Source organism: Bradyrhizobium sp. 187 (assembly GCF_023101005.1).
GTDB lineage: Bacteria > Pseudomonadota > Alphaproteobacteria > Rhizobiales > Xanthobacteraceae > Bradyrhizobium > Bradyrhizobium canariense_D.
Genome location: NZ_CP064693.1, coordinates 1,665,335 through 1,680,797, shown reverse-complemented (window position 1 = coordinate 1,680,797; position 15,463 = coordinate 1,665,335). Strand labels below are relative to the sequence as shown.

General features: G+C 60.4%; 17 protein-coding genes. 10 read left to right on the top strand and 7 right to left on the bottom strand.

What is annotated here, in order from left to right:
* Window positions 1-8 precede the first annotated feature (8 nt).
* On the bottom strand, window positions 9-530 hold the full coding sequence (locus tag IVB19_RS08135) for a hypothetical protein (protein WP_247821258.1): 522 nt from the start codon (window positions 528-530) through the stop codon (window positions 9-11).
* A gap of 218 nt (window positions 531-748) precedes the next feature.
* Window positions 749-1,951 (bottom strand): polysaccharide biosynthesis/export family protein, encoded by a 1,203-nt coding sequence (locus IVB19_RS08130; protein WP_247453669.1) that lies wholly within the window; start codon window positions 1,949-1,951, stop codon window positions 749-751.
* Window positions 1,952-2,229: 278 nt separating this feature from the next.
* On the opposite strand from IVB19_RS08130, the gene IVB19_RS08125 reads away from it, so the two are divergent.
* The 3 genes from IVB19_RS08125 to IVB19_RS08115 all read left to right on the top strand — a co-directional run bounded on the left by IVB19_RS08125 (window position 2,230) and on the right by IVB19_RS08115 (window position 4,537).
* Window positions 2,230-2,751, top strand: coding sequence for a hypothetical protein (locus tag IVB19_RS08125; RefSeq protein ID WP_247821257.1), 522 nt, complete (start codon window positions 2,230-2,232; stop codon window positions 2,749-2,751).
* Between the two features lie 74 nt (window positions 2,752-2,825).
* Window positions 2,826-3,101, top strand: a complete 276-nt coding sequence (locus IVB19_RS08120; RefSeq protein ID WP_247821256.1) for a hypothetical protein — start codon at window positions 2,826-2,828, stop codon at window positions 3,099-3,101.
* Window positions 3,102-3,256: 155 nt separating this feature from the next.
* Window positions 3,257-4,537 (top strand): hypothetical protein, encoded by a 1,281-nt coding sequence (locus IVB19_RS08115; RefSeq protein ID WP_085359809.1) that lies wholly within the window; start codon window positions 3,257-3,259, stop codon window positions 4,535-4,537.
* Window positions 4,538-4,547: 10 nt separating this feature from the next.
* Here IVB19_RS08115 and IVB19_RS08110 read toward each other — a convergent pair whose 3' ends face one another.
* Window positions 4,548-5,171 carry a transglutaminase-like cysteine peptidase gene (locus tag IVB19_RS08110; protein WP_247821255.1) on the bottom strand — a complete coding sequence of 208 codons (624 nt, stop codon included), beginning with the start codon at window positions 5,169-5,171 and terminating at the stop codon, window positions 4,548-4,550.
* Between the two features lie 192 nt (window positions 5,172-5,363).
* Between IVB19_RS08110 and IVB19_RS08105 the strand changes: the two genes are divergently transcribed.
* Complete coding sequence (locus IVB19_RS08105) at window positions 5,364-6,101, top strand: metallophosphoesterase family protein (RefSeq protein ID WP_247821254.1); 738 nt, start codon at window positions 5,364-5,366, stop codon at window positions 6,099-6,101.
* Window positions 6,102-6,284: 183 nt separating this feature from the next.
* Window positions 6,285-6,824 (top strand): hypothetical protein, encoded by a 540-nt coding sequence (locus IVB19_RS08100; protein WP_231188850.1) that lies wholly within the window; start codon window positions 6,285-6,287, stop codon window positions 6,822-6,824.
* Window positions 6,825-6,865: 41 nt separating this feature from the next.
* Here the strand turns inward: IVB19_RS08100 and IVB19_RS08095 are convergent, their stop codons facing one another.
* Window positions 6,866-7,315, bottom strand: coding sequence for a hypothetical protein (locus tag IVB19_RS08095; RefSeq protein ID WP_247363721.1), 450 nt, complete (start codon window positions 7,313-7,315; stop codon window positions 6,866-6,868).
* 142 nt (window positions 7,316-7,457) lie between these two features.
* Between IVB19_RS08095 and IVB19_RS08090 the strand changes: the two genes are divergently transcribed.
* Entirely contained in the window at window positions 7,458-7,850 is a 393-nt protein-coding gene (locus IVB19_RS08090) for a hypothetical protein (RefSeq protein ID WP_204513756.1), read from the top strand.
* Between the two features lie 759 nt (window positions 7,851-8,609).
* A complete protein-coding gene (locus tag IVB19_RS08085) occupies window positions 8,610-9,833 on the top strand; it encodes a hypothetical protein (RefSeq protein ID WP_018456118.1) in 1,224 nt (407 codons plus the stop codon).
* 20 nt (window positions 9,834-9,853) lie between these two features.
* Here the strand turns inward: IVB19_RS08085 and IVB19_RS08080 are convergent, their stop codons facing one another.
* Together IVB19_RS08080 and IVB19_RS08075 are read right to left on the bottom strand one after the other, a co-directional pair.
* Window positions 9,854-10,129, bottom strand: a complete 276-nt coding sequence (locus IVB19_RS08080) for a hypothetical protein (RefSeq protein ID WP_083926416.1) — start codon at window positions 10,127-10,129, stop codon at window positions 9,854-9,856.
* 203 nt (window positions 10,130-10,332) lie between these two features.
* Window positions 10,333-10,749, bottom strand: a complete 417-nt coding sequence (locus IVB19_RS08075) for a hypothetical protein (protein WP_018456120.1) — start codon at window positions 10,747-10,749, stop codon at window positions 10,333-10,335.
* A gap of 1,315 nt (window positions 10,750-12,064) precedes the next feature.
* On the opposite strand from IVB19_RS08075, the gene IVB19_RS08065 reads away from it, so the two are divergent.
* The 3 genes from IVB19_RS08065 to IVB19_RS08055 all read left to right on the top strand — a co-directional run bounded on the left by IVB19_RS08065 (window position 12,065) and on the right by IVB19_RS08055 (window position 14,909).
* Complete coding sequence (locus tag IVB19_RS08065; RefSeq protein WP_162847250.1) at window positions 12,065-12,238, top strand: hypothetical protein; 174 nt, start codon at window positions 12,065-12,067, stop codon at window positions 12,236-12,238.
* 600 nt (window positions 12,239-12,838) lie between these two features.
* The gene (locus IVB19_RS08060) at window positions 12,839-14,428 is read left to right on the top strand and encodes an EAL domain-containing protein (protein WP_524536745.1); all 1,590 of its coding nucleotides are present in this window, start codon (window positions 12,839-12,841) and stop codon (window positions 14,426-14,428) included.
* A 115-nt stretch (window positions 14,429-14,543) separates the two neighbouring features.
* On the top strand, window positions 14,544-14,909 hold the full coding sequence (locus IVB19_RS08055) for a VanZ family protein (RefSeq protein WP_247397750.1): 366 nt from the start codon (window positions 14,544-14,546) through the stop codon (window positions 14,907-14,909).
* Between the two features lie 43 nt (window positions 14,910-14,952).
* Here IVB19_RS08055 and IVB19_RS08050 read toward each other — a convergent pair whose 3' ends face one another.
* A complete protein-coding gene (locus IVB19_RS08050) occupies window positions 14,953-15,399 on the bottom strand; it encodes a CHRD domain-containing protein (RefSeq protein WP_085359795.1) in 447 nt (148 codons plus the stop codon).
* Window positions 15,400-15,463: the final 64 nt, after the last annotated feature.

Sequence of the window (15,463 nt, the reverse complement as noted above, 5' to 3'; positions counted from 1 at the left end):
CTCTAGCTCTAGAGGAAGCAATCGATCGGATAGATCTTCAGATCCACGTTCAAGCGGCTGATCCGAGTCTGCGCCCGGAAGCCGTAGAATTGCCCAAGGTTATCACTCCCTGAGTCGAGTTTTATTCCGGGGGTTAATTCATCCGGCGGCACCAGAAGCCCGATGTGGCGGTTGATGCCGGATATCTCAATTCGCCCGTCCCCCTCGCCGAAATGTCCCGCGAGCTGGGTCACCGTCACCTTTGGCAGGCCCCGTCGCTGATGGCAGACCTCCTCTTCCCATAGCTTGGTCTGCCGAACGAGAGGTTTGCCCGCTCCTTCCGGCACAACGATATCCTGAAAGGACGGGTGCAGCATCCCGAAGAACCGGCTCTCCTTGGAATTCGCCGACAGGCGGACTGCGAATGAAACTTCGCCCTTGGCACCTCGAAGGCGCTGAAAGATTGGCGCGTCGGGCTCGGCAGAGACTACGACATCGATCCGGTGGCGTACTCCGAACTCCCCCGCCGCACCGGCAGCCTGCTCGAGCAAAACAGGGCCCCCGATGATAAGGGTCAGAAAACACCAGAATGCTCGTCGTCGAAAGCGCATGCCGCCCCTTGCAACACTGCGGGATGACCGATGATCGGCACGCCTTGCTCAGTGGTGCCTTGATCCATAACCCGAACAGAACCGCTGTGATTGCTAAACGAAAATGGCACCGGGACAAAGCCCCGGTGCCATCGCTCTCGGTAGATCAAGTCCGCTGATTACGGCGCCAGCTTGATGTTGTTGCGGAAGATCAGCGCGTTGTTTCCGAGGTTCACGGCATCACTGCCGGTCGCCATGATCACACGCAGGTACTGCAGGAACTTGGCAGTCTCGACGTTGCGCGAGTTCGAAACGTAGATGATGTCGCCGTTCTTCATCATGACCTTGGTGCCGAGGAAGAAGCCACCCGGATCGCGGAAGTTCACGTTGAAGATGACCGGGATGGTCTCGGTCGTGTACTTGCTGACGTCGATGCCAAGCTGGGCAGCGACCTCACGCGGCTCGCGGCGATAGAGATACACTGCAGCCGGATCGGCCTGACCATCGAGGAGACCGCCGGCCTTCCCCACCGCTTCGCCAAGGTTGATGCGCCAGGCATCGAAGTTGAACTCGCCGCTCTGGCCGCTGGCACCGAACGCCAGGAACTTCTGCTGTTCGCGATAGACATAGATGCTGTCGTCGGGACGCACATAGATGTTGTTCTCAGGCGACATGACCAGATTCTCGAACGGAACGGTTGCGCGCCGTCCGCCACGTTCCAGCATCACCCAGGTCTCGAAGCCCTGGCCTCGGATGCCGCCGGCGCGGGTGATCGCGTCGAGCACCTTGTCCTTCGCGCCCGCAGCGCTCGCCGGATAACGCGCGGGCGCATTGACTTCGCCGAGCACGCTGATGAGCTGCGTCCGCTGCGACGACATCGCCACCACGACCTGCGGCTCGATGGCGCGGTTGGATATCTTTTCAATGATCGCGCGCTGGATTTGAACCGCCGTGAGACCCGCGGCCTTGACCTGACCGGCGTAGGGCACGGTGATGAACCCGTCATTGTCCACCGACTGATCCGGAATGGTGACGAAGTTACCGGGCCTGACGCCGGCTTCCGCCGGAATGAACAGACCACCCGCAGCCGCTTCGAAGATGGTCACGCTGACGACGTCGCCGATCCCGAACACAATGCTCGCCGGCGGTCGTTTGTCCGTGAACGCGCCCGCGAGACCCTTGGGTTCATGGGTATGTAGAATGTTCACGGTGGCTGGGTTGAGCGGCACCAACTCGTAAGCCGGCGCACTTTCAGTCTGTATGTGGTTGTTAACGTCGTCCGTTAGCGGGCCGGAGCCTGGATTGGTGGAGCAGGCGCCAAGCGCCAGCGCCACGGCCAAAAATGCGGGCTTGAATAAATAGGTCTTAGCAAAGGAATGCATCAACGCGGCCCCAATCGTCCCAATTACCTCAAAGTGGTACGGGCTAGCGGACCGCGCGACAAGGGTTCCAGGCCGAAACCGATGGTTAACGGCGCAATGAGTCCGCCGGTGTTGCGCCCGCGCCACTACTTCGGAACCCTCCTAACCCTTTGTGACTGTTTGTTGTAATTCGTGTGCCCGATCGATAGGCAGCCGCTCAACCGATGGGCGAGGCGTTTCTCACCCCGCGTATGTCTGGTATTGCTCCGGCCGTCTCATGAGGAGTTCCGGCGTTGCTCTTGGCGATTCTTTCCCTTGCTCTGACAGGATGGTTGCTCGCCGGACCGGGGTACGAAACCCCGGGGCGCCCCTTCATTGAGATCGCAGGCCCATCCTCCTCGATTTGGAAATTCACCCGCACCCCAGGCCCCAAAGAGGGCGAGAGCTTCGCCTCCATCTCCAAGACAGCCGAGACGATGCAGTCTGACCCGGAGTTCGCCGGCCTGATCGTCCGCTGCGCTCCCAAGGGCAAGATCGACGTGTTGGTCGCCTTGATCCGGCCCTTCCCGCCACGGAGCCACCCGCGAGTGACGATCTCCTCAACTGGCGGCGGTACCCAGACGTTCGAGGCCAGCATGGCGGCGGCCGGGGCCGCAGTCCTGTTACCGGACGAGGTCTCAGCCTTTGCCGCCGGTAAGTGGCAGACGACGCCCTCGCTTTCCGTGGTGGTGAAGGAAAGTGACACCGAAATCAAAGGCGTGGTGGCCCTGAACGGGCTTCGCGAAGCCTATAATTCCCTGGCAGCAAGTTGCGGCCAATAGACAAAATTTAGCCATACGACTTAAGGGTCTTTTTAGGGGGTGGAACCTAAGGTCCGAAGCACGGAGTGTTTCGGATGACCGAGCTTTTGATCTTCAGCTTTCTGGTAGGCGCAGTTCTGGGCCAACGCTTTCGCGTCCTGGTGCTCTTGCCGCTGACATTCGTCATGCTGCTCGCCGCAATCCCGGTCGGCTGGATCGCCAATCTGGGCTTCCTTGACGGCCTGAAGGGCGTCGTGCTCGCGGCCATCGCGCTCCAGGCCGGTTATCTCTTCGGCTCGGCCGCCCGCTTTGCTCTCGCCGTCGGTCGTGCCGCCCGCGTGTTTGCCCGTCCGCTCAAGACCGCCCGCTGACCTCTGTGGCTCATCAAGAGTCCGCCTGATCCCGCGGGCGACGCTGCGTTGATGTGGGGTGGGTTGGGAGCTGTTGGCTGCAGAGCTCTGTTTGAAAACTTGCCTCCGGCTTGTATGGTGGCCTGACCCTTTCAGGATTCCTTCCAGGCGCACGTTTGTCCTTCGCTTATTTTGCCCTCATCGTTTGCCTTGTTTCTGCATCCGCTCTCGACATTGCCGGCGCCAAATTCGGCGTACAGCTCGGGATGACGGCTACGGCCCTGGGGCTGTTTGCAGCGGTCTTCAGCGCACGAAAGGCCGACTACGAGCACTATCTGCGTGCCACGGTCTGGGGCCGTTGGATCCTGATCGGCATTCCCCTTTGTATCGCGGCTCAGCTGGTGCCGCTGTGGCTGAGTTGGGCGCATCCGATCTGGGCGAGCAGCCACGATGCTCTGGCTGGCCTGTCGCTTGGGCCAGTGACGGCGGATCTCGGCCTCACCCTGAATGCGCTGTTTCAAGCCCTCGCAGCGATCTCGTTGCTCAGCGTGACCATCGTCGTGGTCCGTGACCGCAGCCGTGCCGAACTGGTGCTGTTCGTGCTGAGCGGGGTAACAGCGGTGTCGGCTCTGACCTTGGATTTGCGTCCGTTCTCATCCGCCCTTGCAACCGCCGTTCCTTCCGACCTGGCGACAACGATGGCCGGTCTTGGCGTCATGCTTAATATAGCCGTCATGCAGCTGGCCGCCGAGCGGGCCGAAACGCGCCACTCGGTCGTTCGATCGGTCGCCATCGGCCTTTGCGGCCTTGTGGGCGCTCTGGCCAGCGCGGTCGCGGTTTTTGGCTTGTCGGGGACGAACAGCGCGATCGCCGCGGCCTTTGGCCTCGTGTTGATGTTGCTGATCCTTGTCATTCGAAGGATCGACCTATCCCCGTTGGCCGCAGGCGCGCTGTCCTTAGCCGCGCTGGTCGGAGCGATCATTGTCCTGAGCTTCTTGTTCGAAAAGAATGCAGGGCCGATTCTTTTGCGGCTCGTCGCGGAGGTGGGGGCCGAAACCAGAGCCGCGCTGGAGCGAATGTTGGCCGACACCAGGTGGTTCGGTGCGGGGGCAGGCACCTTTTCTGCCGTTGGCAGGATCTACCAAAGCGATTCCGGCGCGGCTTTGATGGCGCCCTCGACGGCTTTTGCCATCTTCGCGGATACCGGATGGATCGGTTTTTCCGCCGCGCTGCTGGCGGGCATGTTGGCTTTGGGCCGCTTGTTTTTGGGGGCTTTGCAGCGCGGCCGCGACTCGTTCTTCCCTGCGGCGGCCGCGGCCTGCCTTGTCTTCGCGCTGGTTGAGGGCTTCGCCGGTTCAGGACTGCTGCATCCGGCAGCAATCCTTTGCCTGTCAACGATCATGGGACTCGGCTTGTCCCAAAGCATCACCCAGTCCCCACGCGGCACGGGTCATTAGTCGTTCGTCGTTAGACGTCGCGATCAGCCAGTGACGCCCAGTAGGTCGGGTTCTTGGGCATTTGGATGCGGACCCACCGATAGGACTTTTTCGACCAGGGCAGGATGTGCCCGGTGAGGTTATCCAGCACGAGATCGCCGGCGAACGTGCGCACCACGACCACAAGATGATGCTCACCCCAGGTCGTCACGACCTCGCTGAGCAACACCGATCGCGCCGGGAAGCCCTTGGCAATCAGATCGTGGCGTTTTGTCACGGCGTAGTCGTTGCAGTCGCCGCTGGTGGGATGCAGCAGCCACTTCTCGCCGCGCAGCCCCTCCAAATTAGGCTCGGGTCGGATCGCGCTGTTGACCCGCCGATTGACCTCCTGAAGCTGGGCCATGCGCTCGGCCGTGAGCTTGAGACGTCCGCCCCTGAACACGATTTGCTGCGGTCGCGGCTTACAGTCGCCCTCGTACTTCAGGCAAAAGAGCGTGAAAGCCATCGGCGCCAGGGTCGGCTGGTCGAACTTGATGTACTGGATGGCGCCGCGCAACGCCGACGGCGCACCGACAAAGGCGGCCTCGGCCTTGTGTTGAGCCGCCCCAGCCAACAGAGCGGCGGCAATCGCCAGGAACTTTAAAGTCTTGCGCATGTCGCGCTCCCCATTTCTTGTTGGGGAAACGCTACGGGACACGTCTTGAAATCCGGCTCAAAAGCCGAGCGATCCTTTAATCAAAACCGCTGCGACTCCGTCAGAAACAATTAAGAATACCGATGCGTAACTTGTTCTGCTATGAGCGACCATGCCCTCCATTCATGACGCCAGACCCGATTCGACCAGCTGATGGGCCTTTCCAAGCGTTTTCGTAAGAACGTCAAGCCGCGGCTCCCCGACGGCGTGAGGATCTATGCCATCGGCGATGTGCATGGACGCGCCGACCTGCTTCAGTCGCTCTTAACTGTCATCGACGCCGACCTTGCCCGCTCCGCTCCCGAACGAGCGATTCAGGTCTTTCTTGGCGACTACGTCGACAGGGGCCCGGACTCGCGCGCTGTGATTGATCTCCTGATCGAGCGCTCGAAGTCGCATGAGACAGTGTGCCTCAAGGGCAATCACGAGGTGTTCCTGCTCGAGGTCCTCAAGGACCCGGCGCGCCTGGAGGAATGGCGTCGCTACGGAGGCCTGCTGACCCTTGTTTCATACGGCATCAACCCGACGATGAATCCGACGCCGGAGCAGCAGATTGAATTGATCGAAGGGTTGAGGGAGGCGCTTCCGCGGGAGCATCTTTCGTTTCTTCAGCAGCTCCGCCCGTCCTTCGCGTGTGGCGACTTCTTCTTTGTGCACGCCGGCGTCAAGCCGGGCGTAGCCCTGGAACGTCAGAAGGAGGAGGATCTGCTCTGGATCCGCGAGGAATTCCTCGAGTCCGAAAGACGCTTCGGCAAATATATCGTCCACGGCCATACCCCGGTCAGCGTCCCGGATATCCGCTCAAACCGGATCAATATCGACACCGGCGCTTACGCGACCGGCAACTTGACCTTGCTCACGATCCAGGGCGATAGTCTGCTCGCAATTTAGGACTTTTGCAGAGTTGCTGGCCAACTCCTGCGCCCTTCCACACGGGCATCGAAATTCATCATGAGCCGCATGACCTTGCTTCGCATCATTGGCGCCTGCATCGCAGTGATGTTGCTGCTTTACGCAGCATTGGGGTTTTACGGCGATCTCACGCGGTCGAACTTTCGGGCGAGCGATTTGTTCTTGGGCGAGTTTCCGCCCGAGAAGGTCAACGTAGCCGCTTCGGGCGTTCTGGCGCCCCTTTCATTCGACGGCGACTTGCTGGCGAATTATGCGGCGGCCAAAGCCGCGGATTTTCTTCACCGTCCTGCAGCCGATGTGAACAGCAGGGCCGCCGAGAACAAGGCTGCCCAGGATGCCGTTGTTGCGGCTCTGAAAGTATCGCCCATCCGGCCCGCGCTTTGGCTGACGCTCGGCACGCTGAAGACGCAGGCGGGTGAGCTGGCGACGCCTGCAGTGAAAATGTCTTACCTGGCCGGCGCGGTGCCGATCGCCGTCGCCTTCGCACGGCTCCAAACCGTCACATCGAACGCGGCAGCAGCCGACGAAGAGATCAAGCTGCTGGCGCAATCGGACGTCCGCGCGGCGCTTGCCAACCGCTCTCGCTACGAGCAGCTCCTGATCGCTGCCTACCTGCAGGCCACGCCGCAAGGCAAGTCGCTGCTTCTGGAGACCACGCAGGGGACCGATCCCAAGTTCAATCAGATTTTGCGGCGGTACTGAAGTTCGAGCGCGAGTTAGCCTGCTGGCTTGCAGTCAATTTTTCAGCGCGTCGCTTTTGGTGCGATCGGCACGAAATCCCGCTCACGGCGCGGTTGATCCGGTCGCCCCTGGTAGACGAACATGCCCTTCTTGGTCGAGACGATGTCGCCGCGCTGCAGGCTGTCGTCGTTGAGGAGGCGTTCGGTCGCGACAAGGTCCGGATCCTCCGGGACCGGTTTATAGAGCTCTGGATGGTCCCGCCGCTCGCGCGAGAGCTCCTTGGCTCGTCGCCGCGCATCTTCGATACGCTGACGCCACTCGTCACGGCTGACTTCCGGCTCGCTTGGTGGAAGATAGTCGCTGACCGAGGGCTCCGGTTCGGTCTGCGCAAAACACGAGGGCGGATTGGCGAGACCGAAGTCGATTGCACCGGCAACGGTCAGGACCACTCCGGCCAGCTGCCCAAGCCGCCTGGCATGAGCTAGAAAGGTGTGAGGTCGCGCGGTTGGCACGCTGTAACTCCAGGGCAGAGCGAGAAGAACGAGCAAGGGCCGGAAACTTCTCGTCCATTCCCTTCAATCTATACGTTTGCCGATTGCACGAAAGCCAAATCGCGGGCAAGCTTCGTGCTTTAGCTCGCGAGGATATTGACCAGTGGTCCGCAACGTTACTTTCCTGGTTCTGGTGATCTTTTTAGGCACTCACTTTGCGACAGCAGGCCAGATCGAATACCCGCAAGTGATCCATACGCAATACGAAGCCGTCGATCAGAAGACCGGGGGTCACTTCGTGCTGTGGTCGGAGCGGGAAAAGATCTTCTATGGCCTGGACCAGAAGCTTTTCCCGGGAGCTCGGTTTGTCGACATCACCCAGGTAACCCCAAGCGTGGGTTCGATCACACTGACCTATGTCGAGGTGCGGACCGTCAGCAGCACGACGTCGGACTATCTGTATCTGGCAGGAAATGTCCGCTTTCGCGTCAGTGGGATGGCGCTCAAATCCAGCAACTTCCCCGCCGGCGGCGGAATGACACCCAACGTACAGTAGCCAGACTAACGCCTGCTCGACCCACTAGTCCGCGTTCTGTTGCCGTAATAGGGGCGCGCGCGCCCTCCACTGACCAGAGGCGGCTGAATCTGGCTCGGAATATTCCGCGTAGCCGTGCTCGGCGCGGGCTGCGAGGGATTGACGATAATTACATTTCGATCGGGGGTCGATGGATCATTGACCCCCTGGGCCCGAGCGCTGAGGGCCCACGTGCTTGCCGTCACAAGAAGCGTAAACGCGGTCAGGACTAATCGTTTCATAAGATGTCTCCCAAGCGAGAACATCGGGAGGCGATCACCGTTCCTTCACGGTTGCTTGGGTCGTCATTGCCGAGGCACGGCGATCAACTTGCCGTCTCTCCAGACCCCCTGAGCCGCCATCCCGCTCGGCAGCTTGCCCGGCGCCAGGTTTCGGGTGGCTGTGGGTCGTGAGGCGCTCTGGGCCGTTTGGGTTTTCTTCGTAGGGGTGGTCACGATGCTGGTGCTCGTCAAATTGGCTTTGTCCTTGGTCCCTTGTGCAAAAGAAGGTTGCACCAGGAGAGCCACAAACGTGAGTGCTATGAAACCGTCGCGCATGATCAAAATACCGGAAAGAGGAGCTCGTCGAACTGTCACAGCTTTCTGCCCAAAAGCAAGCCCCCGAAGCTGTTCGACATGGGCTCTTGCAAGGCTGGCGATCAGAGCGGCTTTCGCCGAGATAGGATTTTGACGCGGAAAAGCCTAGCGAAACAGCCTGTTCCGGGTTACTTGATCGGCCTTGATGACCGACCCCAGCGACACCGCCGCCGGCGCGCCAAATATGCACGCGATCAAGGCCGGGTTTGTGCGTCTCCTGTCCGGGCGGATTCGCGACATATCCAGCGACCCCCGGCAGATCCGCGAAATCGTATACGAGCTGGCTCGCATCAAGCTTCTGGAACAATTAACGCATGGCGACGCACGGGAGTCCCGCGAGCTCCAGCAAGTGCTTGAGCGCGCCATCCGGGAGGTTGAGCTTTCATTTGACCGTAGCGAGCGCGACGCGCTGTCCAAAGCGCCGGAGTTGGCGCTAGACGTCGCTTCGCATCAGTCGCCACCCAGTCCCCCGGCTCCTCAGCCCGTTCCGCATCTGGCGCCCGTTCCGCCCTCGCCGCCCGTCCCGAAGCCTGCGGAAACAGGGCGCGGTTCTGTCGCACCGCCAAGCCCGCCCGACCAATCTCGGCGAAGCGGCATCCTCAACTCCCTCATCCGATTAGCCGCCATCCTGGTCGTCATTGCCGGTGCCAGCGCGGCGGTTACTTATTGGCCGCGGTTGAGGACACAATCCCTCGCATTGTGGCAGTCCGCGACGCTGTCCAAGCGCACCTCCACAAGCCCCGAGCCTCACCCCACCGGGGCTGTGACTCCATCGAGCGGTGAGAGCGTCGAACGGACACCGGATCAACCGAAGGAGCCGGTGACGCCTGCGCAACCCTCGATGCCGTTGCCGACGACCTTCGGCGTCTACGCCCTGAGCCAAGGCCAGCTCCAGGAGCTCAAGCCGGTCCCCGGGAAGATTCCGGATCGTCGTGTCGCGATCTCAGCAGCAATCACCACACCGAGCGCGACGACCCTGACAAGCGGAGATGTCAGCTTCATTGTTTTCAGGCCCGACGGTGGTGTCGATGCAACCGGGACCGAGGTTCGAGTAGTCGCAAAAGTCTCCCGAGCGATGGGCGTCGATGCAACCGGGAAAGCGGCCATGGTCTCTGCCGGCGACACCTGGGTCATCCGCAGCATGTCCTTCCCTTACAAAGTAGGTCCGGTCGAGGATCAGCCGAGAATGCTATCGCTGCAGCCGGAGCAGGACGGCTTTACGCTTTCGCCGGGTCGCTACGTCGTGGTCGTCAAAGGTATGGGCTATGACTTCACGGTGGCCGGGACGCCGACTGATCCCAACCAATGCGTCGAACGCATCAATGCAACGAACGGCGCATTCTACTCCCCCTGCCCGCCGCGACGCTAAAGTGGCGCGACGCGTTCCGTTTATTTCTTGGCCTTGGCGTCTTTAGGCGCATCCGCGGGCGCATCATCGACCTTGCCGTTGTTCGTGACGCATTTGCTGAAATAATCGCGCCGCTCCTTGGCTGTCCCTGCGCTGCCGGCAGCGGGATTGCCGATTTGCTTTGGAGGAAAGGCCTTGGCCAAAGCTGCGTCGCATGCACGCGCTACTTCTACAGTGACGGCCGACGCCGTTACTGGCGCGCCAATAGCCAAAACAAATGCCAATCCCATAGACCTTTGCAAATTTCTGGAGATCACCTGGCTCGCTCCTTCAATCCGTCCGAGAACGCTGGACGGGACCATATCAAAATCGGCAGAAGAGCCAAACGGCAAAGCGGCGCCCGAATTGTCCCGTGGCAAAGCTGTTCAGCGAGAGATTATGCTTTTCGGACCGAGATATCCATCGTGCCCAAACCTGCTGCGTTTAGCAGACGGAAGGGTGCCGAGCCAAACCCTCGATCCTAGCTATTGAGCTGCGGCGGCTTCAGGTTCGGAAAGCGCGTGAGCATCGCGGTCCTGATAAACCTCAGATGAGCGATGGTGTTTGCCAATTCCTTGAGCCGCCGCTGGCCGTTGGAGATGTCGGCGGCAAAGAGATCTTGATGATGACTGTCGATCGGCTCCCGTTCGAGATATTCATCGGTGCCGTTTCCGAAAGTGACGGATGCACGCGCGAGTGCGTCATCAACACGTCGTCCGAGGCCGACCTGCTCCCTCTCCGCATCGCGCAATGCCGTATCGATCGCGACCATGACGGCATCGATTCGAACGCGGTCCGTCTCCGCATCGCGCTCGATGGTGCGGGCCTTGAAGCCTTTGTCCTCACGGCGGGAGCTGAGAAAATTGTGTGCGCGCGCTCTCAGGAACAGCTGAAACATTTGGGCCATCCCACGTTCGAGATTTGGACCGCTAACATCGGTCAGACATAGTTAACAAAGCTTGAATCTTGTGGCTGCTCCGCCTGGCTTTGTACGATCCACGCCCGCCAGGCTCCTTCGTGTTTCGAATAAAGCTCAAGCCATCGAGCTTCGTGCGCCGCGGCGGCCCCATCGCCCGGACCGATTTGAACCGTCTCTCCCATGTGATGTCCAGCGCTTCGAACTCCGCCGTTTCCGGAAGCGACAGCCCTATCAGCACCCGCTTCCCTTGCGCATCAACGAAATACCTGCGGGGCGCGTTGTGCCTTTCAGTCATTCGAATGAGCCTCGTCCATGATCCAAGGACCTGGAAGATCTTTCAGGTGTCGATCATAGGCGCGAACGAAAACCATCAAAATAACGATGCAAATTATCGCGCCTAGCAATGCAATCAGATACGTCATTTACGCCTACCCTAACGCGGGGCCACGGAAAAATCGGGGCGGCTAAGCTTCCGCCGTGAATCGAGATGTTCTAGGTGGCATTGGCTAGGCTCTCAAGAATTGCGACAAGTTAACCTAACCGCACATGGTTATTTCGATAATGCTACAGAGATCGCTCGGCAAACAGGCCAGGCGCGAAATACCATCATTAGGAGGGCGACCGACTTCGTCCCGCCCCTGTTGCGGGAGTATAGGGCGCATAGAGACGATATCTTGCCGATCGCTTGCGTGAGCGCCACGCCCTCGCACCATAGCCGCAAGCAAAACCGCCCGCGAAGATCGAACCCAAAATCACAATTGCCAACATTTGAACGTCCCATTTTTTCGGCGCGTTCCTCCCATTGCATTTCATCTTGTCGTTGTGACGACTTCAAGATCGGCACCGCTGAAAGTTTTGCCAGGCGATGACGAAATTTGTGCAAGGAGCTGATTGAAGTTTGGTCGTTGCCGGACAGCCGCGGGCCGGGGAATGACAAAACGTCTCACTGATTGAAGTTGGATCCGGCCGGATGTTAATCGGGGTTCACGCAGTCCATGCAGCCTTCAGAACCGGCGCCCGACAATTCGGCTTCCAGCCATTCAAAGCGCGGTAACGGCCGCCGCTGATCAGCATTGACACCTCCGTGATAGTACGGAGCGACAAAGCCGGATTAGACGCGTTAAGGTTGAGCGGTTAGCTTAATCCGCGTTGTTTGTTGCGAATTCTCACTAATCACTTATCCCATCGTCTCACCGGGCTCCCCCAAGCTCGGCCCCACCCAAGCAAAGCCGTCGAGCGACATGGGTCCGCTTGGCGGCTTTGTCCTTGTCGCGACGAGAGGATGATTTCGGTTATGGCGCGCAAGCCCTGGTCGTTCAAGGAAGACCGCCGGCTGATGGAGTTGGCTAAGTCTTCGGCTTCATTGGAGGAGGCGGCGAAACAGCTCGGACGATCGCCCGATGCGATCAAGCGCATGGCCCTGCGCCTTGGTCTTTCGTTGAAAACGAAGGCGAGAAAAAAGGCCTAAGCGAGCGTGCGGCGGCGTTCCGCCAACGACGTCATGATGGCCGCGGGCGCGCGATCGCCGGTTCTGACGAAGAACGAATGCGTCGTGTTGCTGATCGGAGTAGAGCAAGGACCTCAAGGCAAGGTGAGGTCGCCGTCCGCCCCGAAGGCTCGACTCCGGCTACATGAAATAGATGCGCTCTAGCCCGGTTCGCCAGGGAACCGAACCAGCGCGCTCGCGTTGACTCCAACTTCATCGCGAGGTCTGGCCGTGGCCCATCTTGCCATTTCCGTCATTCTGGTCTGGTTGGCTATCAATATCGCCTTCGTGGTCTTGCGCTTGCGAGCCACCCGGCCACAGCATGGTGGCAGCCCTCGGCAGGCTTCCATCGCGCCCTACAATCCCGCACCCGCTTCCCTCCGCCATCGAATGGGCCGCCAGAACTTGGGAGCGGAAGGTTAAGTAGCATTTTCGATAGGGTCCCCCGGTCCGGGGGCAGACGGGTCCCTCGCCTGCCCACCCCCAAAGGCCGGTTCCACATGCCTCGCCCGCGCATTAAACCCTATCTTAGCGCGTCCTGATTAGGATCGGCCGACGCTTCCCTCTGTTCCGCCGGGCCGAATGAGATTGCAGCGACCGACTTTCGTATTTGCGGCGTTCGTGCTCGCGAGCGCGGCCGCGTTCGGCGTGGCTGGCCACTTTGCGGCAACTTCGTTCATTCGGTACCAGCAGGCCCACCAGCTCGACGAATTGACCGAGGTGGTTCTGCGTCGCGCCGAATTTGCGGTCGACTTTGCCGGCGCGAGCCTGGGCGAACTCGCGCGGCGCGATCTTGCCGATTGTGGGCCCGCGACGCTGCAGGCGATCCGGCTCCACGTCTACCAACGTTCCGCAATCAAGGATGTGCGCCTCGTCAACCCGGATGGCTCGGTGATCTGTTCGGCCTATTCCGAAACGCTGGAATTCGACAAGGGATGGATCGACCGCCGCGATATGCTTCCCTCGCACGACAAGAACCTTTCGCTCTTCCGTGTTGAGCAATTCGGCGGGGATGCTCTGGGCGTGCTCAAAGACATCAACGGCAATGCCGCATTGGTCGCCATTCTTGGCGTCAACGCCAGCCTGTTCGACATCATGCCCGCCGAGTTGCGCGCCCACAGCGAAGTGATCCTCGCGTTGAGCAACGGCGAGAAACTTGGCGAATTCCTGCTCGATCCCGACAAAGCCTTGCAGGCCCCGATCGATCTCGACAAAAATTCAGCTCGATTCCCACTCCATGCGACCATTCGCCTCGAACGCGGCATCCTCACGACGTGGAACAACGAGGCTTACTGGCCGACGCTGGCCGTAGCATTTGCAATCGGCGCCCTTTTCGGCGGGCTTTTCGCGCGGAGCCGCCGCATGGAAGGGCCCGTCGCCGATCTCGACCGCGGGCTGGCCGCGAACGAATTCAAGCCGTACTACCAGCCCATCTTCGAGCTCAAGACCGGTCGGATCAAAGGCTGCGAGGTGTTGGCTCGGTGGCTCCTCAAAGACGGATCGGTCGTGCCTCCGATGAACTTCATCCCGCTCGCGGAATCCAGCGGCCGCATCCAGGTCATGACCTGGCAGATCCTGCGATCAGCGCTGTCGGATCTGCAGCCGCTGTTGAAAGCGAACAAGGATTTTAAGCTCTCCCTCAACGTCGTACCAAAGCATCTCTTGAGTGCGGGCTTCATTGAAACGCTCCGCCGCACGGTCATGGCGGCGCAAGTCTCCGCGCGCCAGATCGTCATCGAGGTGACCGAGCGCGACGAGCTCGACGACCTCGCACGCGCCGCAGCCGTAGTCAGCGAATTGCGGGACTACGGGTTTCGCGTCGCCATCGATGACGTCGGCGTCGGTCATAGCGGGCTATCCCGGCTCAAGGGCCTGGGCGCCAATACAATCAAGATCGACAAATTTTTCGTCGACACGATCACCGTGGACGCATCGACTGCCACGATCGTGGAGATGCTGGTCGCACTTGCGAAGGACCTCCAAATGACGGTGGTCGCGGAAGGCATCGAGACGGAGGAGCAGGTCCGGGCGCTTATTTCATCCGGCGTAGAGGAGGGGCAGGGCTATCTGGTCTCCGCCCCACTGCCCTTCGCTCGATTCAACGAGTTGGTCGAGTCACGCTGCTTGGCGCAGAGCGCTAAATTGCCGACCGACGCGGCGTTGGTGGCCTGAAAGGATTGAGCCGTTAACCCGGGACGGCAAACGCGCCGCGCCCCTTGCTCAATCAGCCTTAACGATACTCTCATCTTTCAACGCGGCCTGGCTCCGGTCCGGCTATGGTCGTCCAATGCGCCGCAACCACCTTATCGCAGCCGCAGGCGTCTGCTTCGCGCTCATCGTCTATGCCACGCTTGCGAGACTGGCGGGGAGACCCGTGCTTATTGGCCATCACGAGGCTTATTGGGTCGTCGTGATCGAGCGCTTCAGCGCCTACGGGTTGCTGGGATTTCTCTTGTCCTTCCTGTTGCCCGGTCGGCTCACCCTCGCATGCTCGCTTGTCGTGGCGGTCGCAATGGGGCTGGAAATCCTGCAAGCAATGACGCCCGATCGTGATCCGGGTTTCCTGGACGTGCTGCAAAAGGCAGCAGGCGGGACCGTCGGGGTCCTCCTCGCTCAAACAATCCTGGCCTTCTTACCGAGGCCGCCCTCCTGAGCAGATGCATGGCCTGCACGTCTGCATCGGGAAGTGACCGTCCTTATTTTATCATTTGTCCGCGTAGTTCACCGCCCGGGTTCGCGGCCGTATGAATGTTGGCATACCATTTCCCAGCCAGCAGGTCCGCAGCCTGAGCTTCGGTGAGCGTTGCGCTCCCCTGAATCGGGCTTTGGACCGTCTTGAACGGCAGCACGATGCCGGCGTTCTTGCCGGGCTCCACCGGGCCGTGGAAATGTGCCCCCATGGCTGGCCCGGTCAAGCCGGCGAAGCTGACTGTGTAGGTCAGGGTTTTCGCCTCCGTATCGTAAGTCGCCTCGGCCTTGCCTGTTCCAGGCGAGTTGTTCGGAGGCACTTCATTGCTGCCTTTTAAATCGGCCTGCAACTTCACGAGCTCTGCATTTGCCGTTGCGGCTGTCATGATGATCAGCGCACCCAGCATCGCCGCTCCCAACAGTGTCGCGTAGCCTCGATCGCTGTCGTTCCTCATGGCATCCTCCTGCAGGCTCTACGGCCCGCTGCGGTTAAACCCCGGCCAGCAATGAAAATTCCGG